Here is a 15,838-nt window from a genome sequence, read left to right as displayed (position 1 = left end):
CGGTCCCGTGAACCGCACTCCTCGGCTCTACGCACTGGTGGAAGAGTTGCGCGCTGCGGCGCCGCGATCGTTGACGGTCGCTGCGCTCGCCGCGCGGTTCGAGGTGAGCACGCGCACGGTGCAGCGCGATCTCCAGGCGCTGATGGAGGCGGGTGTCCCGGTGCGCACCACAAGCGGGCGGGGCGGCGGCTGGTCGATCGACCCGGCGATGACTCTCCCGCCGGTCCGCTTCACCGCCGGAGAGGCCGCTGCGCTGGTCGCCGCGCTCGCCGTGGCCGACGCCTCCGCCCCCTACACCGGCGCGGTCCGTACGGCGTCCCAGAAGATCGCGGCCTCGATGACCGGCCCCGCCTCGACGGCGGCCCAGCAACTCGCCGCCCGGATCGTCGCGTTGCCGACACGGACCGTGGAGTCGGTCCGGACCGCGGTCGAGCAGGCTCTCACGGACGGCACGGTGCTGCGGCTGTCCTACGTCGACGCGGCCGGGCAGGAGAGCGACCGCGCCGTTGAACCGGCCGGCCTGCTCACCGCCGACGGCAAGTGGTACCTCATCGCCTGGTGCCGCACGCGGCAGGCCGGCCGAGGCTTCCGGCTGGACCGCATCACCGCGGCGGCTCCGACCGGTGAGCAGGCGCGCCCCCATGACCTGGCCGACCTGCTGCTCGGCTCGGCCGCCGCCGGCGCGGTGCAGCCGACCGCGCTGGCTTCACTGACACCCCCGCCATGACCATCGGAACTACTCGTCAGGGCTGTGCAGGGTAAGACCCTCACCCCCGCCGAAACCCCAGCCTCTCCCCCTCCGCCCCCCTCCGCCACAGGTCGTTGCACGCCTCCGCCATCGCCTCCAGCCCCTCCACCACCTGGCCCCAGACGATGCCGGGCACCCACCCCACATCCCCGTTCAGCAGCAGGTTGTTGCGTTCGTAGAACAGGGCCAGGTCGACCACCGTCGTACCCGGGCGGACCTCGCGGTCGTAGCCGTAGGCCCTGGTGCCCAGTTCGGCGCCCGTGAAGGAGAAGTAACAGAGGTCGCCGGGAATCGGGGTGACCGTCGGGTTCTCCAGTGGGGGTTCCGTGGAGGCGAACGGCGGAAAGAGGGCGTAGATCTCGTTGCGGGCGTATTTGGCGTGGTAGACGTCGCCCGACAGCGGCAGGGCTTCCCATACCGCTTCGCAGGTCAGGGGCGCTCGGTCGGTCAGGAGGCGGGCTGTGCAGTGCACGTTCCGCTTGTCGAGTGAGACGGTGACGAAGCGATCGGCCATGTGATCCAGGGTGCATAGGCCGGGTGCGCTTGGGTAGCCGCGCCGCCATGGCTCCACCACTTGGGAACGACGTACACACAATCCGGTCGGGAGACAGACGCAGCCGGCGGTCCGTGCTCGGCGGTCTCGCGGCGCTCGGGGCGCTGGGGGCGGCCGGGTGCACGCGGGTGGCCGCCGCGTCCGGTACAAAGGGCGGTGACCTGCTCGAACGGCTCCGGGCGCAGGGGGTCGTACGGCTCGGGATAGCCGGGGAGATCCCCTTCGGGTACATCGACAAGGACGGGCATCTCACCGGGGAGGCGCCCGAGCTGGCGAAGGTCGTCTTCAAGCGGCTCGGGGTGGACAAGGTACAGCCTGTGCCCACCGAGTTCGGGTCGCTGATCCCTGGGCTGAACTCGCAGCAGTTCGATGTCGTGGCCGCCGGGATGTATGTCAATCCCGAGCGCTGCCAGCAGGTGATCTTCGCGGATCCGGACTACCAGATGCTCGATTCGTTCATCGTGCGCAAGGGCAATCCGCTCGGCCTGCACAGCTACCAGGACGTCGTCGCGAAGAAGGCCAAGTTCGCCACCGGCACCGGATACGCCGAGATCGAGTACGCCGTCGAGGCCGGGTACAAGCAGAGCGACATCCTCATCGTCCCGGACCAGGTGGCCGGGCTGAACGCCGTCGAGGCCGGGCGCGTCGACGTCTTCGCCGGTACGGCGCTCACCACCCGCGAGGTCGTGAAGAAGTCCGGCAAGGCGGAGGCCACGCCGGCGTTCGCGCCGCTGGTCAAGGGCAAGCCGCATGTCGACGGCGGGGCGTTCGCGTTCCGGCCGGCCGAGACCCGGCTGCGGGACGCGTTCAACGTCGAGCTGCACAAGCTGAAGAAGAGCGGGGAGCTGTTCCGGATCCTTCGGCCCTTCGGTTTCACCCAGGCCGAGATGACCGACCTCACCGCGAAGGAGCTGTGCGGCGGATGACCACGGGACTCTGGGAACTCGTACTGAAGGGTGTCTGGACCACCGTCCAGCTGCTCGTGTTCAGCGCGCTGCTCGCGGCGGCCGTCTCGTTCGTCGTCGGCATCGCGCGGACGCACCGGCTCTGGATCGTGCGTTTCGTGGCCGGTTTCTACACCGAGGTGTTCCGCGGCACCTCGGCGCTGGTGATGATCTTCTGGGTGTTCTTCGTGCTGCCGATCGCCTTCGGCTGGCAGCTGGTGCCCATGTGGGCGGGCACGCTGGCGCTCGGGCTGACGTACGGCGCGTACGGCTCGGAGATCGTGCGCGGGGCCTTGCAGGCCGTCGACCCGGCGCAGAAGGAGGGCGGGATCGCCCTCAGTTTCACGCCGGCGCAGCGCCTCCGGCTGATCGTGCTGCCGCAGGCCGTGCCGGAGATGATCCCCTCCTTCTGCAATCTGCTGATCGAACTGCTCAAGGGCACCGCGCTGGTGTCGGTCATGGGTATGGGCGATCTGACGTTCAGCGCCAATCTGGTGCGGCTCGCGCTGCAGCAGAGCGCCGAGATCTACACGTACGTGCTGCTGATCTACTTCGCGATCGCCTTCGTGCTCACCCGGCTGATGCGCGCCCTGGAGAAGCGGCTGAAGGCCGGGGTCGGCAAGGGCCCCGCCACCGAGTCGGCGGCGCGTGAGCTCAAGCGCGCGCAGACGACCGGAGTGGGGGGTGGTGTCGCGTGAAGTGGGACTGGAACGCCGTGAGTGACTTCATGCCGCAGTTCTGGCAGGGGTTGCTCGTCACCCTGGAGGCGGTGGCCCTGGGCTCGCTGCTCTCCTTCACCCTCGGTCTGGTCTGGACCCTGCTGATGCGGACGCCGAGCCGGTGGGTGCGCTGGCCGGTCGGGGTGGTCACGGAGTTCGTGCGCAACACCCCGCTGCTGGTCCAGCTGTTCTTCCTGTTCTACGTGCTGCCCGAGTGGGGGCTGACCTTCTCGGCCCTCGCCACCGGCGTCTTCGCGATCGGCCTGCACTACTCGACGTACACGATGCAGGTCTACCGCGCCGGGATCGAGGCGGTGCCCGTCGGCCAGTGGGAGGCGGCGACCGCGCTGAACCTGCCCCGGCGGCGGACCTGGACCGCGGTGATCCTGCCGCAGGCGGTCCGCCGGGTGATCCCCGCGCTCGGCAACTACGTGATCTCCATGCTCAAGGACACCCCGATGCTGATGGTGATCACCGTGCTGGACATGCTCGGCCGCGCCCGGCTCTTCTCCCAGCAGCACTTCCAGTTCACCGAGCCCCTGACCGTGATCGGAGTGGCCTTCATCGTCATCTCCTACCTGGCCTCCCTTCTGCTGCGAGCCCTGGAGCGTCGCCTTGTCCGTTGAGCCCCGTACGAAGTCCCCCGCCGCCGGCACCGCGCCGGGTGAGCTGATCCGCCTGGACCAGGTCACCAAGCGCTTCGGCGCGAACACCGTCCTGGACCACCTCGACTTCTCCGTCCGGTCCGGCAAGCACGTGACCCTGATCGGGCCCTCCGGCTCCGGCAAGACCACGATCCTCCGGCTGCTGATGACCCTCACCGAGCCGGACGAGGGCAGGATCACCGTCGACGGGGAGCCGCTGTTCCCGGCGCCGGAGAAGCAGGTCCGGGAGGTCCGCAAGAAGATCGGGATGGTGTTCCAGCAGTTCAACCTGTTCCCGAACATGAGCGTGCTGCGCAACATCACCGAAGCGCCGGTGCAGGTCCTCGGCATGTCCAAGGACGAGGCCGAGGCGCGCGCCCGGGAGCTGCTGGAGCTGGTGGGGCTCACCGACAAGTCCGACGCGAAGCCGACCCGGCTGTCCGGCGGGCAGCAGCAGCGGGTCGCGATCGCCCGCGCGCTGGCGATGCGCCCGAAGGTGCTGCTGCTGGACGAGGTGACCTCCGCGCTCGACCCGGAGCTGGTCGCGGGCGTGCTCGATCTGCTCAGGGACATCGCCCGCAGCACCGACATCACGATGCTCTGTGTGACCCACGAGATGGGTTTCGCCCGGGACATCTCCGACCAGGTACTGATGTTCGACGGCGGCCGGATCATCGAGTCGGGCCCGCCGGAGCAGATCTTCGGCGACCCTGAGCAGGACCGCACCCGGGAATTCCTCGGCGCCGTCCTCTGATGGTGCCTCTGGCATATGCCAGGGGGTTAGCACCCAGTTGGGAGAGGGATACGCGCACCACAATCTTGCCAACACCCTCTCCCCAACGGCTCCCTGCTCGATATCGTGGTAGGGATTCCGCGGCCACCGACAGGCGAGCGCAAGGGGAACACCGTGGCGCTGATGCACGAGCCGACCGCCCCGTACCACTCCGCCCAGGACGCGTTGCGCGTGCTGGAGACCGTGGCCCGCCACTCCGCCGGTGTCACCGACACCGAGCTGGCCCGCCTCACCGGCCTCGGCACCGAGCGGCTGACGGCGCTGCTGCGCATGCTGCGCCGCGAGGGCTACGTCGAGCAGATCACCGACGGGGCGTACGTCACCGGAGACACCCTGCGCCGGCTCACCTCGGCGCACGACCGCGAGCGGGCCCTGCGCGAAAAGCTCCAGCACACCCTGGACCGGCTGCGCGACTCGGTCGGCGCGGCGGTCTACATCAGCCGGTACGTCGACGGCGAGGTCAGGGTCACCCAGTACGCCGCCGGACCGGGCACCCCGGCGGTGAACGAGTGGGTGGACTTCCGCTACTCCGCGCACGCCACGGCCGTGGGCAAGAGCCTGCTGACCCAGCTCGACCACAACGCCCGCCGGGACCACCTCTCCCGGCACAAGATGGCCCGCCTCACCTCGCGCACCATCACCAGCGACAAGCTGCTGCTCTCCCGCCTGGAGTCCCAGCCGCCGACGGTGCCGGTGCTCGACCTCCAGGAGTACGCGATCGGCACGGTCTGCGCGGCCGTCCCGATCACCGCGGGCTCCTCGGTCGGCTGCCTGGCACTCTCGCTCCCGGTGGAGCACGCGCACCGGCTGAAGCAGGCCGCGGACGCGCTCAACCGCAGCGCGGCACCCGTCCTTCTCTCACTCACCCTCTAGGTGGTCACGAGCACCCCTCAGGACCAGGTAGTATTTTCTTCGTCGCCAGCCGCGGGAAACAAAAACCGGCGGAGGGCGAGAGTCATGCGCCGCTAGCTCAGTTGGTTAGAGCAGCTGACTCTTAATCAGCGGGTCCGGGGTTCGAGTCCCTGGCGGCGCACGATGACGATGGCGAGTCATGACCGCAAAATCGCGGTCCTGACTCGTCATCGTCGTTTTTGCGCGGCTTCGCCACCCGTTGAGCCGGAGCTCTACGACGGCTCCCCCCGCCCCGAGCAGAAGGCGACCGTCAGGTCCCGCACCAGCGCCTTCCGCTCGTGGTCGTCGAGTTCGACCAGGCCCCGCGCGGTCAGCCGGGTCACCGTGTCCTCCACCGAGTCGACGACCGAGTTCAGCACGTCGGCCCGCTGCCGGGCCTCCAGCTGGGCGATCCGGCGCCGGTGCATCGCGGCGGCGACCTCGGGGGCGTACTCCACCTGGACCGGCCGCACCGAGAACACCTCCAGGCCGACCGGGGCGGTCTCCGCCGCCACCAGCCGGGTCAGCGCGTCCTCGTCCCGCGTCCCGTCCGCGGACTCCACCGGCACCCGGGCCAGCGCCGCCTCCACGCACTCACGCAGGTACGCCTCATGGTCGTCGATGCCGAGCAGTGCCCGCGCGGTGTCCCGCACCCGCCACACCACCAGTACGACCACCCGGAGCCCCAGCCCTTCCGGATCCGCCGCCGGCATCGCCTCGCTGCGCCAGTGGCGCAGCCGGACGTCCACCCGGCTGCGCGGCACCAGCGGGTTCACCCAGAGCAGCCCGGTGCGCCGGACGGTCCCCCGGTAGCGGCCGAACAGGCCGAGCACCCAGGCCCGCCCGGTGCGCCCCCGGGTCAGCCCGCCGAAGCCGAACGCCGCGAGCGCCCCGGCGCCGCCGTACGCTGCCCACTGCGCCGGGCCGAGGCCCTCGCCGGCCGACGCGGGCAGCCGCAGCGCCGCCATCGCGAGCGGGGGCAGCAGCCCCGCCCACCACGAGGTGGCCGCACACCCGGCGACCGCGCTCAGCCCGGCGAGCACCCCGACCGCCCCCGGCAGCACCCGCGCCGGGCGCTCGGCCAGTTCAGGATCGACCTCCGGCAGCACCCGGCCGCACACGGGCGCCGAGCGCCGGCCGCGCGGCTGCTCGCCGAGGCCCTTCCGGCGGTCCACCACGGCGGGCCTGATCGGCACCTTCAAGGGACTCACCGGGTTCACCGGGTCACCTGGGCTCACCGGATCAGCTGGGCTCACCGGGTTCGCCGGGTCCGGGTCGCCGCGGAACAGCAGGTGGACGGGGATCTCGGTGGTCACCTCGTTCTGGATCAGCCGGGCCGGCAGGCCGGCCGCGTCCACTGCGCCCTCCGGGGGCTCCTCGGATTCCTGTGGTGTGTGTGACATGGTCGTACTCATGTGTGCCTCCAGCCTCCGCGCCGGTTGCGTCGTGAACGTGGGGGGACCTACAAGCCGGGCACGCCGTAGGCGGCCTTGGTCGTGCCGCCGGCCGCCGCGCCCGTGGCCGGGGTGATGCCCTTGTAGCGGTAGGGGACGTACTTGTCGGTGTTGCTCCAGTAGGGGTAGGGCGTGGCCTGGCTGCGGGTGTGCGGGGGTGTCTGCTCGTAGACCGTGTAGTAGGTGCGCGTGTAGTCGGTCCAGCCCCCGAAGATCACCACGTGGGAGCCCCGCTCGGGGTCGTCGGGGTTGTGGTAGAGCAGGATGTCGCCGGGTTCCAGCTCCTTCTTGGTGATCTTCACGCCGAACTGGCCGAGGCTGCCGGTCCACTCGTTGGTCCCGAGACCCCAGGCCATGGAGACATAGCCGGAGCAGTCCTGCCGGTAGCCGTCGCTCCAGTAGGCGCTCATGCTGTACGGCACCTGCGCGGCCGCCCAGACCTTGGCCCGCTTGATGATCGCGGTGCGGGTGGTGGCGGGGAGCCGGACCGGATCGGACCCGGTCGGCCTGCCGCCCGGACCGTGCAGCGGGGTCTTGGCGCCCTGGGGGGTCGCGGGCTCGCCGTCCCCGGGGACGTGGGGACGCTGGACGGCGGGCCGGCCGGTGGTGAGGGCGGCGGCCGGGGTGGCCGCGCCGAGGACGACGGCGGACGCGGCGGCGACGACCACGAGACCGCGGACGGCCGGGCGGCGGGACAGCGCGCGGGTGCCCGGCTCGCCCAGCCGGCGCGCCTGGACGCAGCCCGGGCAGTCGCAGTCGCCCGCGGGGTCGAATTCCTCGAACACCGGAGCCGTCATGCGATCTGCCTCACATTCGGGGGAGATTTGTCCGCGAGTGTGCACGTTGATCATTTTTCCAACTGTCCAGCGGACCGCCACTTTGACGGTCCGAATGATGTACGCGGCCCCGATCGACCCTCCCGGCCACCCGGGGGTGGTCGGAAGCACCCCTCCAGGTCAGGTAGAGTTCTCTCTGTCAGCAGGCGCCGCTAGCTCAGTTGGTTAGAGCAGCTGACTCTTAATCAGCGGGTCCGGGGTTCGAGTCCCTGGCGGCGCACGATGACGATGGCGAGCCACGTCCGCACATAGCGCGGACCTGGCTCGCCATCTCTGTTGTTGCGCGGCTCCGCCGCGCGTTGTGGGGGCTCCGCCACCCACACCCCCTGCCGAAAGGCCCCTCGCGACAGCGGGGGGCCTTTCGTATGCCCTGAATGGCCGACGCACGCCTCTCCACCACCGGCGCACCCCGGCTCCCCGAGAGCACCGGCGCACCCCATTCTCCCGAGCCCCACACGCGCCCCAATGAAGGGGTTTGACCGGTAAACACCAGGTTTCCATGCTTGCGATCATGCGGAGCGGCGTAGAACCCTGGATGTCCAAGCTGCCGCCGATTGGCGGCAGTTGGGGGGAATTAGACAGACACGCGAGGACTCGCGTGTGGGGGGAATGACTCATGACGTCGACGCCGACGGGCGCCGGGCACAGCCGCGACCAGTCACCGTACGCACACGACCGATCACCCACGTTGCACCTGAGGGTGCTGGGACATCGGACCGCCAGGAAGAACCTGCCCAGATACGACTACGAGCACTACAGCCGGCTCGCGGGCCCCCTCACCCAGCCCGATCCGACGAAGCCGTACCGGGTGCGGTACCGGTCGCTGCTGTCGCAGGAACCGCATCGCCTGCGCGCCGCGCTCATGCTGGGTGCGGCCCCGGTCCTCTCCCTCGTGCTGCTGTTCTGGCTGCTGCGTCCGGAGCACTGGACCGCACGCGACCATCCGGCCTACGGCTTCCTGCCGGCCCTCGACACGGTCATGCTCGTCTCGATCGGTCTGATCGAGTTCTTCCGCTGCATGAACGTGCTGTCCAACGCGCATGCCACCCTCGTCGCCCGCGACCCGGTCCCGGTGGTCCCGCAGACCGGTACCCGCGTCGCCTTTCTCACCACCTTCGTGCCCGGCAAGGAGCCGCTGGAGATGGTGACGAAGACCCTTCAGGCGGCGGTGAAGCTGCGGCACCGGGGGCTGCTGCACGTGTGGCTGCTGGACGAGGGCGACGACCCGGCCGTCAGGGCGGTCTGCGCCCGGCTCGGGGTCCACCACTTCTCCCGCAAGGGCGTCGAGAGGTGGAACCGGCCCACGGGACCGCACCGCGCCAGAACCAAGCACGGCAACTACAACGCCTGGCTGGAGGCGCACGGCGACGGCTACGACTACTTCGCCTCCGTCGACACCGACCACGTCCCGCTGCCCAACTACCTGGAGCGGATGCTCGGTTACTTCCGCGACCCGGACGTCGGCTTCGTCATCGGCCCGCAGGTCTACGGCAACTACGACACGTTCGTCACCAAGGCCGCCGAGTCCCAGCAGTTCCTCTTCCACGCCCTGATCCAGCGCGCCGGCAACCGCTACGGCGCCCCGATGTTCGTCGGCACCTCCAACGCCGTACGGATCAGCGCCATCAAGCAGATCGGCGGGCTCTACGACTCGATCACCGAGGACATGGCGACCGGGTTCGAGATGCACCGCGCCAGAAACCCCGCCACGGGCCGGAAGTGGAGGTCCGTCTACACCCCGGACGTGCTCGCCGTCGGCGAGGGCCCGGCCGCCTGGACGGACTTCTTCACCCAGCAGCTGCGCTGGTCCCGGGGCACGTACGAGACGATCCTCAAGCAGTACTGGAGGGGCCTGTTCACCCTGGGGCCGGGCAAGCTCTTCAACTACACCATGATGATCATCTTCTACCCGATGTCCGCCCTCAACTGGATCCTCGCCGCGCTGAGCTGCGCGCTGTTCCTGGGCCTGGGCGCGTCGGGGGTGAACATCGACCCGACGGTGTGGCTGATGCTGTACGGCAACGCCTCCGCGCTCCAGATCGGGCTGTACATCTGGAACCGGCGGCACAATGTCTCCCCGCACGAGCCGGAGGGGTCGGGCGGTGTGGCGGGCATGGTGATGTCCGCGCTGTCCGCGCCGGTCTACGCCCGCTCGCTCATGGACGCCGTACTGCGCCGCAAGAGCAGGTTCGTGGTGACGCCGAAGGGTGAATCGGCCAGCCCCGACACGCTGTTCGGCACCTTCCGCATCCACTGGTTCTTCATCCTGGTCTTCGGCGGCTCGCTCGGCGCCGGCTTCGCGCTCGGGCACCCCCACCCCGCGATGATCGTCTGGGGAAGTCTCGCGCTGCTGATCACCGCCTCGCCGATCCTCGCCTGGCGGTACACGCTGCGGCAGGAGAAACGGAAGGCGAAGCCGGGGGCGGTCGCCGAACCGCGCGACGCCGTGCCCGTGCCCATGCCCGTGCCCCAGCCGCGGCCCGCCTGGGCGGCCGGGGACAGCGAGCAGACCATGCGGATCGCCCTCGGCGGACTGGGGGGACGTGAGGAATGAAGGACCAGTCCGGCCGCCGTCGCGCCCGCCGGTTCGCGATCGGTACGGCGGTGGTACTCGCGCTGGCCGGGATGAACGGGCCGTGGGTCTACCGCTTCGGGACCGCGCAGTACCACCACTACAAGATCAACAGACCCGAGTACAAGGCCGAGAACGGCCACTGGGACATCATCGAGTTCCCCAAGGAGTTCCGGCAGGACACCATCCACGCGAGCCTGCTGCGCACCGGGAAGATCCTGATGATCGCCGGCTCGGGCAACAACCAGGACAATTTCAACGCGAAGAAGTTCGACACCCGGATCTGGGACCCGGTCAAGGGCACGATCAAGAAGGTGCCCACCCCGGCCGACCTGTTCTGCACCGGCCACACCCAGCTCGGCAACGGCGACATCCTGATCGCCGGCGGCACCAAGCGGTACGAGAAGCTCAAGGGTGACGTCAAGAAGGCCGGCGGCGTCATGATCCTCTACAACGAGAACCCGGACAAGCCGATGACCCTGCCGGCGGGCACACGGTTCACCGGCAGGCAGAACGGCAGGACGTTCCTCTCCCAGGACCCGGTGCTGATCCCCCGCGCGACGAAGGTCTTCGACCGGACCGGCAAGTGGCTGCGGAACAACCCCGGTTACGGCCGGGTCTACGTCGAGGCGCCGCGCGAGGGCAGTCAGTACGAGACCGGCACCCAGGACAACTACCGGATCCAGGGCCTGACCGGCGCCGACGAGCGCAACACCTACGGCATCGCGCAGAAACTCGCCCTCGACAAGAAGGACTTCGAGGGGATCAAGGACGCCTACGAGTTCGATCCGGTCGCCGAGCGGTACATCAAGGTGGACCCGATGAACGAGGCCCGCTGGTACCCGACGCTCACCACGCTGTCGGACGGCAGGATCCTCAGCGTCTCCGGGCTGGACGACATCGGTCAGCTGGTGCCGGGCAAGAACGAGACCTTCGACCCGGCGACGAAGAAGTGGACGTACACGAAGACCGTCCGGCAGTTCCCGACGTACCCGGCGCTGTTCCTGATGCAGAACGGGAAGATCTTCTACTCGGGGTCCAACGCGGGGTACGGGCCGGACGACGTGGGCCGGGATCCGGGGGTGTGGGACGTCGACACCAATGCCTTTGTGAAGCTGCCCGGGCTCAGTGATCCGAACATGATGGAGACCTCCGGGACGGTGTTGCTGCCGCCGGCGCAGGACGAGAAGTTCCTGGTGATCGGGGGTGGGGGTGTCGGTGAGTCGAAGCTGTCGAGCAGGAAGACGCGGCTCATCGATCTGAAGGCCAGGAGCCCCCGGTTCGTGGACGGGCCCGAGCTGGCGGAGGGGACCCGGTATCCGCAGTCCTCGATCCTGCCCGACGACACCGTGCTGGTCTCGGGCGGCTCGCAGGACTACCGGGGGCGCGGTGACTCCGACATTCTCCAGGCGCGGCTCTACCACCCCGACAGCAACAGCTTCACCCGGGTCGCCGATCCGCTGGTGGGGCGGAACTACCACTCCGGGTCGATCCTGCTGCCGGACGGGCGGGTGATGTTCTTCGGGTCCGACTCGCTGTACGGCGACAAGGCGAACACCAAGCCGGGGAAGTTCGAGCAGCGGATCGAGATCTACACCCCGCCGTATCTGTACCGGGGCTCACGGCCGTCGCTCGGCGGCGGTCCGCAGACGATTGCCCGCGGCGCTTCGGGGACGTTCACGTCGGATCACGCGGCCGACATCAAGAAGGTGCGGTTGATTCGGCCGAGTGCGTCGACGCATGTGACGGATGTGGATCAGCGGTCCATTGCACTCGACTTCAAGACGGCCGGGGACAAGGTCACGGTGACGGTGCCGGGGAACCGGAATCTGGTGACCTCGGGGTGGTACATGCTGTTTGTGGATGACGATCAGGGGACGCCCAGTAAGGCGCAGTGGGTTCGGGTTCCGTAGCGCGAAAGGGGCGGAGAACTGCGCTGGTTCGGCGGCTGCGGGCTCGTCGTGGCTGGTCGCGCAGTTCCCCGCGCCCCTTAAGGTTGGCTGTTCTTCGCCAGTTCAAGAGCGTAGGTTGCCCACCACTCCCCCGCCTTCGGCCCTCCCTTGCACGTCCCGTCGGACTCCCCCGGGCGCTTGACCCACAGGTAGGCGTCCACCAGGGGGTCCGACGTCCGCGTCGTCGGGGTTTCGCCCAGGGCGCGGCCCGGGGGGTTGCACCAGCGCTGGGAGGGGTCGCCGGAGGTGTCGGGGCCGTTGCCGTTTCTGCTGGTGTCGATGACGAAGTGCTTGCCGCCGACCTTCGCCGAGAGCTGTTTGCCGTAGGCGAGGGAGTCCTGGGTGGAGTAGAAGTTGGAGACGTTGACGGCGAAGCCGTCGGCCCGGTCGATGCCGGCCTGCTGGAGGGACTGGTAGATCTGGTCCGGCCGGCCCCAGCCGGCGTTGCCCGCGTCCAGGTAGACCTTGGTGTTCCGCAGGGACTTGAGCGTGGTGATCGCGCCCTTGAGGAGGTCGTAGCGCTCCTCGTGGAACGGGGCGGGCGTGCAGCCGTCCACGAGGTGCAGTACGGCGTCCGGTTCGAGGATCACGACGGCGGGGCGGTCCTGGATGCCCCGGGCCACGCCGTCGATCCAGGCGCGGTAGGTGTCGCCGTCGGCCGCGCCGCCCTGGGAGTACTGGCCGCAGTCGCGGTGCGGGATGTCGTAGAGGACGAGCAGGGCCGTGCGGTCGGCGTGCTGGGCGGCCTCGGTGAAGCCGCGGGCCTCCTGCTCCGGGTTCTCCGGGCCGATCCACTCCCCCACCGGCTGCTCGGCGATCTTCCGGATCTGTTCCGCGTCGGATGTCTTTCCAGCCTTGGTGTAGGCGGCGAGCTGACGGGCGGCGGTGCCGTCCGGGTTCACCCAGAACGGGTCGGCGGACGTGGGCTGTTGGGTGATCGGCGCCCCCGGGTCGGTGTTCTTGCCGCCGCCCCCGCCCCCGCCCCCGCCTGACGAGGAGCAGCCGGCGAGCAGCAGTGCCGCCCCCAGCACCGCCGCCGCGGACGCCCGCGCGGTCGGCCGGGCCCCCCTGTTGTCGTACATGCGATTCCCCCCTGGTCCCCCATGGGCGCACTGGTCATGGGCGCACTGGTCATGGGCGCACTGGCCCGAATGCCGTCCCATGCTGGCATATCGGGACGGTTCGCCACGAGGTCGCGTGACGGGGCGCGCGGGGGCAGTACGCAGTGCGTGGTGCTCATGACTCAGGGCGTGGTTCGTGTGAGGTAGGCGGAGACGACCACGTTGGCGGTGTAGCTGTTGGTGGCGCGGTCGAAGCTGCCGCCGCAGGTGATCAGGCGGAGTTCGGCGCGGCCGGCCCGGTGGGGGCCGTAGGCCTGGCGGGCGTCGAAGTCGGTGCGGGGCAGCACGCGGACGTCGTCGACGGTGAACTCGGCGACCGTGCCGTCCGAGCGGACCACCCGGACCGTGGCGCCCGGGGTGAGCGTGCTGAGCTTGTAGAAGACAGCGGGCCGGGTCTCGGTGTCGACGTGCCCGACGAGGAGGGCGGCGCCCTGGGCGCCGGGTTTGGGACCGGCGCCGTACCAGCCGACCACGCCCGGCTGGTCGAAGGGCGGCGGGTCGACGGCGCCCTGGGCGTCCAGGCCGCGGGTGACCACGGGTGCCTGGACGCCCAGCCGGGGGATGTCGAGACGCTGGGGCACGGCGTCGGCGAGCGGCGCGGCCGGGCGGGGCAGCGAGGTGGGAGCGATGCCGACGGCGAACACGTCACCGGTGGCCGGGCCGCCCGTGCGGTCCGGCAGGCCGGTGATCTCCCGCCCCCACAGCCACAGCCCGAACAGCAGCACCGCCCAGGCCAGGACGGTGAGCAGACGCCCGGTGCCGGTGGTGGTGTGCGGGTGCTCGCGGTCGCCGGTCATACGGCCGGTCAGCGGGGGTTGCCGCGGTCGCGGCCGTTACGGCCCCGATGGGCGCGGAGCCCGACGGCGAGCGCGGCGATCCCGGCCAGTCCGAGGCCGGTGAGCGTCTGGGCGGTGCCGGGTCCGGACTCGCTGGTGGCCACGGTGGCGAAGTGCGTGGCCGTGCCACCGCCGCCCGCGTGGACGGGGGCGACGGGCGAGGCCGCCGCATCGGGCCGCGGGTCGGGCTGGTCCATCGGACCGGTCCGCTGGTCCGTTCCCTGGCCGGCGCCCTGGTCGGATCCGCGGCCGGTTGCCTGGCCCGATCCGCGGTCGGTGCCGTGATCCGTGCCGTGGTCTGTGCCCCGGCCGGCTCCCTGGTCCGTTCCCCAGCCGCTCGCCTGGTCCGTTCCCCGGCCGATTCCCTGGCCCGATCCGGGGTCGGTGCCGTGATCCGTGCCCGGGCCGGCTCCCTGGTCCGTGCCCCGGCCGGCCCCGATGCCTCGGTCGGGGATCGTGAGCCTGCTGTTGAAGACGAAGTCGGCGCACGTGACCCGCACGTCGTAGGTGCCGGGTGCGAGGGAGGAGCGGACGCGGGTCTCGCCGGACAGGGTGCCCTGTCTGCCGGTGAGCCGGGCGTCGGCGACGAAGGCGGTCGAGACGGCCGTGCCCTCGGGCCCGGAGCAGCCGTGGACCCGCAGGGACACATCGGTGCCGGGCCCCGGGGAGCCGGGGGTCACGTCGACCGAGCCGCCGTCGACGGCGTGAGCCGACGGTGTGAGCGCGGCGGCGGCCAGGATTCCGGTACAGAGAGTGAGGCGTAGTGAGCCCATCGTGAACCTCCAGTTATCTGGAGGCTCCCCCGCACCAGGCGCCCCCGCATCCTCGGAGGGCGCCCGATTGCTCCATTCGAGCGAGGAGAGGTTTGAAAATGCCTGCTCAGACGAGGTCGACCAGGTCCGCGATGGAGTCGACGACCTTCGACGGCCGGAAGGGGTGCTGGTCGACCTCGTCGGGCTGGGTGACCCCGCTGAGCACCAGGAACGTCCGCATACCGGCCTCCAGGCCCGCGAGGACGTCGGTGTCCATGCGGTCGCCGATCATCGCGGAGGTCTCGGAGTGGGCACCGATGGCGTTCAGGCCCGCCCGCATCATCAGCGGGTTGGGCTTGCCGACGAAGTACGGCTTCTTGCCGGTCGCGGCGGTGATCAGGGCGGCGACCGAGCCGGTGGCGGGCAGGTCGCCCTCGGTGGAGGGGCCGACGTTGTCCGGGTTGGTGGCGATGAACCGGGCGCCGTTGTTGATCAGCCGGACGGCCTTGGTCAGGGCCTCGAAGGAGTAGGTGCGGGTCTCGCCGAGGATCACGAAGTCGGGCTCGTGGTCGGTGAGGATGTAGCCGATGTCGTGCAGCGCGGTGGTCAGGCCGGCCTCGCCGATGACGTAGGCGCTGCCGCCGGGCCGCTGGTCGTTCAGGAACTGGGCGGTGGCGAGAGCCGAGGTCCAGATGTTGTCCACCGGCACGTCCAGGCCCATCCGCCGCAGCCGGGCGTGCAGGTCACGGGCGGTGTAGATGGAGTTGTTGGTGAGCACCAGGAAGGGCCGCCCGGACTCGCGCAGCTTCTTCAGGAAGGCGTCGGCGCCGGGGATCGGAACGCCCTCGTGGATCAGGACACCGTCCATGTCGGTGAGCCACGACTCGATCGGCTTGCGGTCTGCCATCAATCCTCCTAGCAAGGGGACCACCGGCTTCAGCCGGCGGGAATTACTTCTCAGCACTGCTCTGACCTCAGCGTTGTCCACTGATCCGCACTGTCGGCGTCGGCCACGACGTTCGC

Annotated in this window: 14 protein-coding genes, 2 tRNA genes and 1 pseudogene; 10 read left to right on the top strand and 7 right to left on the bottom strand. The window is 70.0% G+C overall.

Annotated elements, in window-relative coordinates:
- Nucleotides 1-7 precede the first annotated feature (7 nt).
- A complete protein-coding gene (locus tag LE548_RS09920) occupies nt 8-727 on the top strand; it encodes a YafY family protein (protein WP_225096302.1) in 720 nt (239 codons plus the stop codon).
- Between the two features lie 40 nt (nt 728-767).
- Here the strand turns inward: LE548_RS09920 and LE548_RS09915 are convergent, their stop codons facing one another.
- Nucleotides 768-1,262, bottom strand: a complete 495-nt coding sequence (locus tag LE548_RS09915; protein ID WP_225096301.1) for a DUF3830 family protein — start codon at nt 1,260-1,262, stop codon at nt 768-770.
- 47 nt (nt 1,263-1,309) lie between these two features.
- Here LE548_RS09915 and ehuB point away from each other — a divergent pair, with 47 nt between their 5' ends.
- From ehuB to LE548_RS09885, 6 genes are all read left to right on the top strand, one after another.
- Nucleotides 1,310-2,227: an ectoine/hydroxyectoine ABC transporter substrate-binding protein EhuB gene (ehuB, locus tag LE548_RS09910; RefSeq protein WP_225096300.1), complete on the top strand. Its 918-nt coding sequence runs from the start codon at nt 1,310-1,312 to the stop codon at nt 2,225-2,227.
- The gene (ehuC, locus tag LE548_RS09905; protein ID WP_225096299.1) at nt 2,224-2,943 is read left to right on the top strand and encodes an ectoine/hydroxyectoine ABC transporter permease subunit EhuC; all 720 of its coding nucleotides are present in this window, start codon (nt 2,224-2,226) and stop codon (nt 2,941-2,943) included. Before ehuB ends, ehuC begins: the two co-directional genes overlap by 4 nt.
- Nucleotides 2,940-3,590 carry an ectoine/hydroxyectoine ABC transporter permease subunit EhuD gene (gene ehuD, locus LE548_RS09900; protein WP_225096298.1) on the top strand — a complete coding sequence of 217 codons (651 nt, stop codon included), beginning with the start codon at nt 2,940-2,942 and terminating at the stop codon, nt 3,588-3,590. The genes ehuC and ehuD overlap by 4 nt, the downstream gene beginning before the upstream one ends.
- On the top strand, nt 3,580-4,362 hold the full coding sequence (gene ehuA, locus LE548_RS09895) for an ectoine/hydroxyectoine ABC transporter ATP-binding protein EhuA (protein WP_225096297.1): 783 nt from the start codon (nt 3,580-3,582) through the stop codon (nt 4,360-4,362). The genes ehuD and ehuA overlap by 11 nt, the downstream gene beginning before the upstream one ends.
- A 153-nt stretch (nt 4,363-4,515) precedes the next feature.
- Nucleotides 4,516-5,274 (top strand): IclR family transcriptional regulator, encoded by a 759-nt coding sequence (locus LE548_RS09890; RefSeq protein ID WP_225096296.1) that lies wholly within the window; start codon nt 4,516-4,518, stop codon nt 5,272-5,274.
- 86 nt (nt 5,275-5,360) lie between these two features.
- A tRNA-Lys gene (locus LE548_RS09885) sits at nt 5,361-5,434 on the top strand.
- Between the two features lie 91 nt (nt 5,435-5,525).
- Here LE548_RS09885 and LE548_RS09880 read toward each other — a convergent pair.
- Together LE548_RS09880 and LE548_RS09875 are read right to left on the bottom strand one after the other, a co-directional pair.
- Nucleotides 5,526-6,707: an SPFH domain-containing protein gene (locus LE548_RS09880; RefSeq protein WP_225096295.1), complete on the bottom strand. Its 1,182-nt coding sequence runs from the start codon at nt 6,705-6,707 to the stop codon at nt 5,526-5,528.
- A gap of 47 nt (nt 6,708-6,754) precedes the next feature.
- Nucleotides 6,755-7,543, bottom strand: coding sequence for a hypothetical protein (locus LE548_RS09875; RefSeq protein ID WP_308030120.1), 789 nt, complete (start codon nt 7,541-7,543; stop codon nt 6,755-6,757).
- A 185-nt stretch (nt 7,544-7,728) separates the two neighbouring features.
- Between LE548_RS09875 and LE548_RS09870 the strand changes: the two genes are divergently transcribed.
- The 3 genes from LE548_RS09870 (at nt 7,729) to LE548_RS09860 (ending at nt 12,067) form a co-directional block, all read left to right on the top strand.
- Nucleotides 7,729-7,802 (top strand) — tRNA-Lys (locus LE548_RS09870).
- 396 nt (nt 7,803-8,198) lie between these two features.
- Nucleotides 8,199-10,136, top strand: a complete 1,938-nt coding sequence (locus LE548_RS09865) for a glycosyltransferase family 2 protein (RefSeq protein WP_225096294.1) — start codon at nt 8,199-8,201, stop codon at nt 10,134-10,136.
- Nucleotides 10,133-12,067 carry a kelch motif-containing protein gene (locus tag LE548_RS09860; protein WP_225096293.1) on the top strand — a complete coding sequence of 645 codons (1,935 nt, stop codon included), beginning with the start codon at nt 10,133-10,135 and terminating at the stop codon, nt 12,065-12,067. Before LE548_RS09865 ends, LE548_RS09860 begins: the two co-directional genes overlap by 4 nt.
- Before the next feature lie 77 nt (nt 12,068-12,144).
- Here the strand turns inward: LE548_RS09860 and LE548_RS09855 are convergent, their stop codons facing one another.
- From LE548_RS09855 to LE548_RS09840, 4 genes and pseudogenes are all read right to left on the bottom strand, one after another.
- Nucleotides 12,145-13,188, bottom strand: a complete 1,044-nt coding sequence (locus LE548_RS09855) for a glycoside hydrolase family 6 protein (RefSeq protein ID WP_225096292.1) — start codon at nt 13,186-13,188, stop codon at nt 12,145-12,147.
- Nucleotides 13,189-13,349: 161 nt separating this feature from the next.
- On the bottom strand, nt 13,350-14,024 hold the full coding sequence (locus tag LE548_RS09850) for a class F sortase (RefSeq protein ID WP_225096291.1): 675 nt from the start codon (nt 14,022-14,024) through the stop codon (nt 13,350-13,352).
- A gap of 491 nt (nt 14,025-14,515) precedes the next feature.
- A pseudogene (locus LE548_RS46440) lies at nt 14,516-14,836 on the bottom strand (hypothetical protein); the annotation flags it as partial.
- A 106-nt stretch (nt 14,837-14,942) separates the two neighbouring features.
- On the bottom strand, nt 14,943-15,722 hold the full coding sequence (locus LE548_RS09840) for an HAD-IIA family hydrolase (RefSeq protein WP_225096290.1): 780 nt from the start codon (nt 15,720-15,722) through the stop codon (nt 14,943-14,945).
- Nucleotides 15,723-15,838: the final 116 nt, after the last annotated feature.

The sequence above is a fragment of the Streptomyces sp. CoH27 genome (assembly GCF_020181035.1).
Taxonomy (GTDB): domain Bacteria; phylum Actinomycetota; class Actinomycetes; order Streptomycetales; family Streptomycetaceae; genus Streptomyces; species Streptomyces camelliae.
The sequence above is the reverse complement of the archived record's forward strand: the minus strand, read 5'-3'. Positions and strand labels throughout refer to the sequence as shown.

What these genes read in the sequence shown, in the direction of transcription:
- LE548_RS09915 (WP_225096301.1), bottom strand. Translation starts at nt 1,262, where the DNA reads ATGGCCGATCGCTTCGTCACCGTCTCACTCGACAAGCGGAACGTGCAC.
- ehuB (WP_225096300.1), top strand. Translation starts at nt 1,310, where the DNA reads ATGGCTCCACCACTTGGGAACGACGTACACACAATCCGGTCGGGAGAC.
- ehuC (WP_225096299.1), top strand. Translation starts at nt 2,224, where the DNA reads ATGACCACGGGACTCTGGGAACTCGTACTGAAGGGTGTCTGGACCACC.
- LE548_RS09880 (WP_225096295.1), bottom strand. Translation starts at nt 6,707, where the DNA reads ATGAGTACGACCATGTCACACACACCACAGGAATCCGAGGAGCCCCCG.
- LE548_RS09875 (WP_308030120.1), bottom strand. Translation starts at nt 7,543, where the DNA reads ATGACGGCTCCGGTGTTCGAGGAATTCGACCCCGCGGGCGACTGCGAC.
- LE548_RS09865 (WP_225096294.1), top strand. Translation starts at nt 8,199, where the DNA reads ATGACGTCGACGCCGACGGGCGCCGGGCACAGCCGCGACCAGTCACCG.
- LE548_RS09860 (WP_225096293.1), top strand. Translation starts at nt 10,133, where the DNA reads ATGAAGGACCAGTCCGGCCGCCGTCGCGCCCGCCGGTTCGCGATCGGT.
- LE548_RS09855 (WP_225096292.1), bottom strand. Translation starts at nt 13,188, where the DNA reads ATGTACGACAACAGGGGGGCCCGGCCGACCGCGCGGGCGTCCGCGGCG.
- LE548_RS09850 (WP_225096291.1), bottom strand. Translation starts at nt 14,024, where the DNA reads ATGACCGGCGACCGCGAGCACCCGCACACCACCACCGGCACCGGGCGT.
- LE548_RS09840 (WP_225096290.1), bottom strand. Translation starts at nt 15,722, where the DNA reads ATGGCAGACCGCAAGCCGATCGAGTCGTGGCTCACCGACATGGACGGT.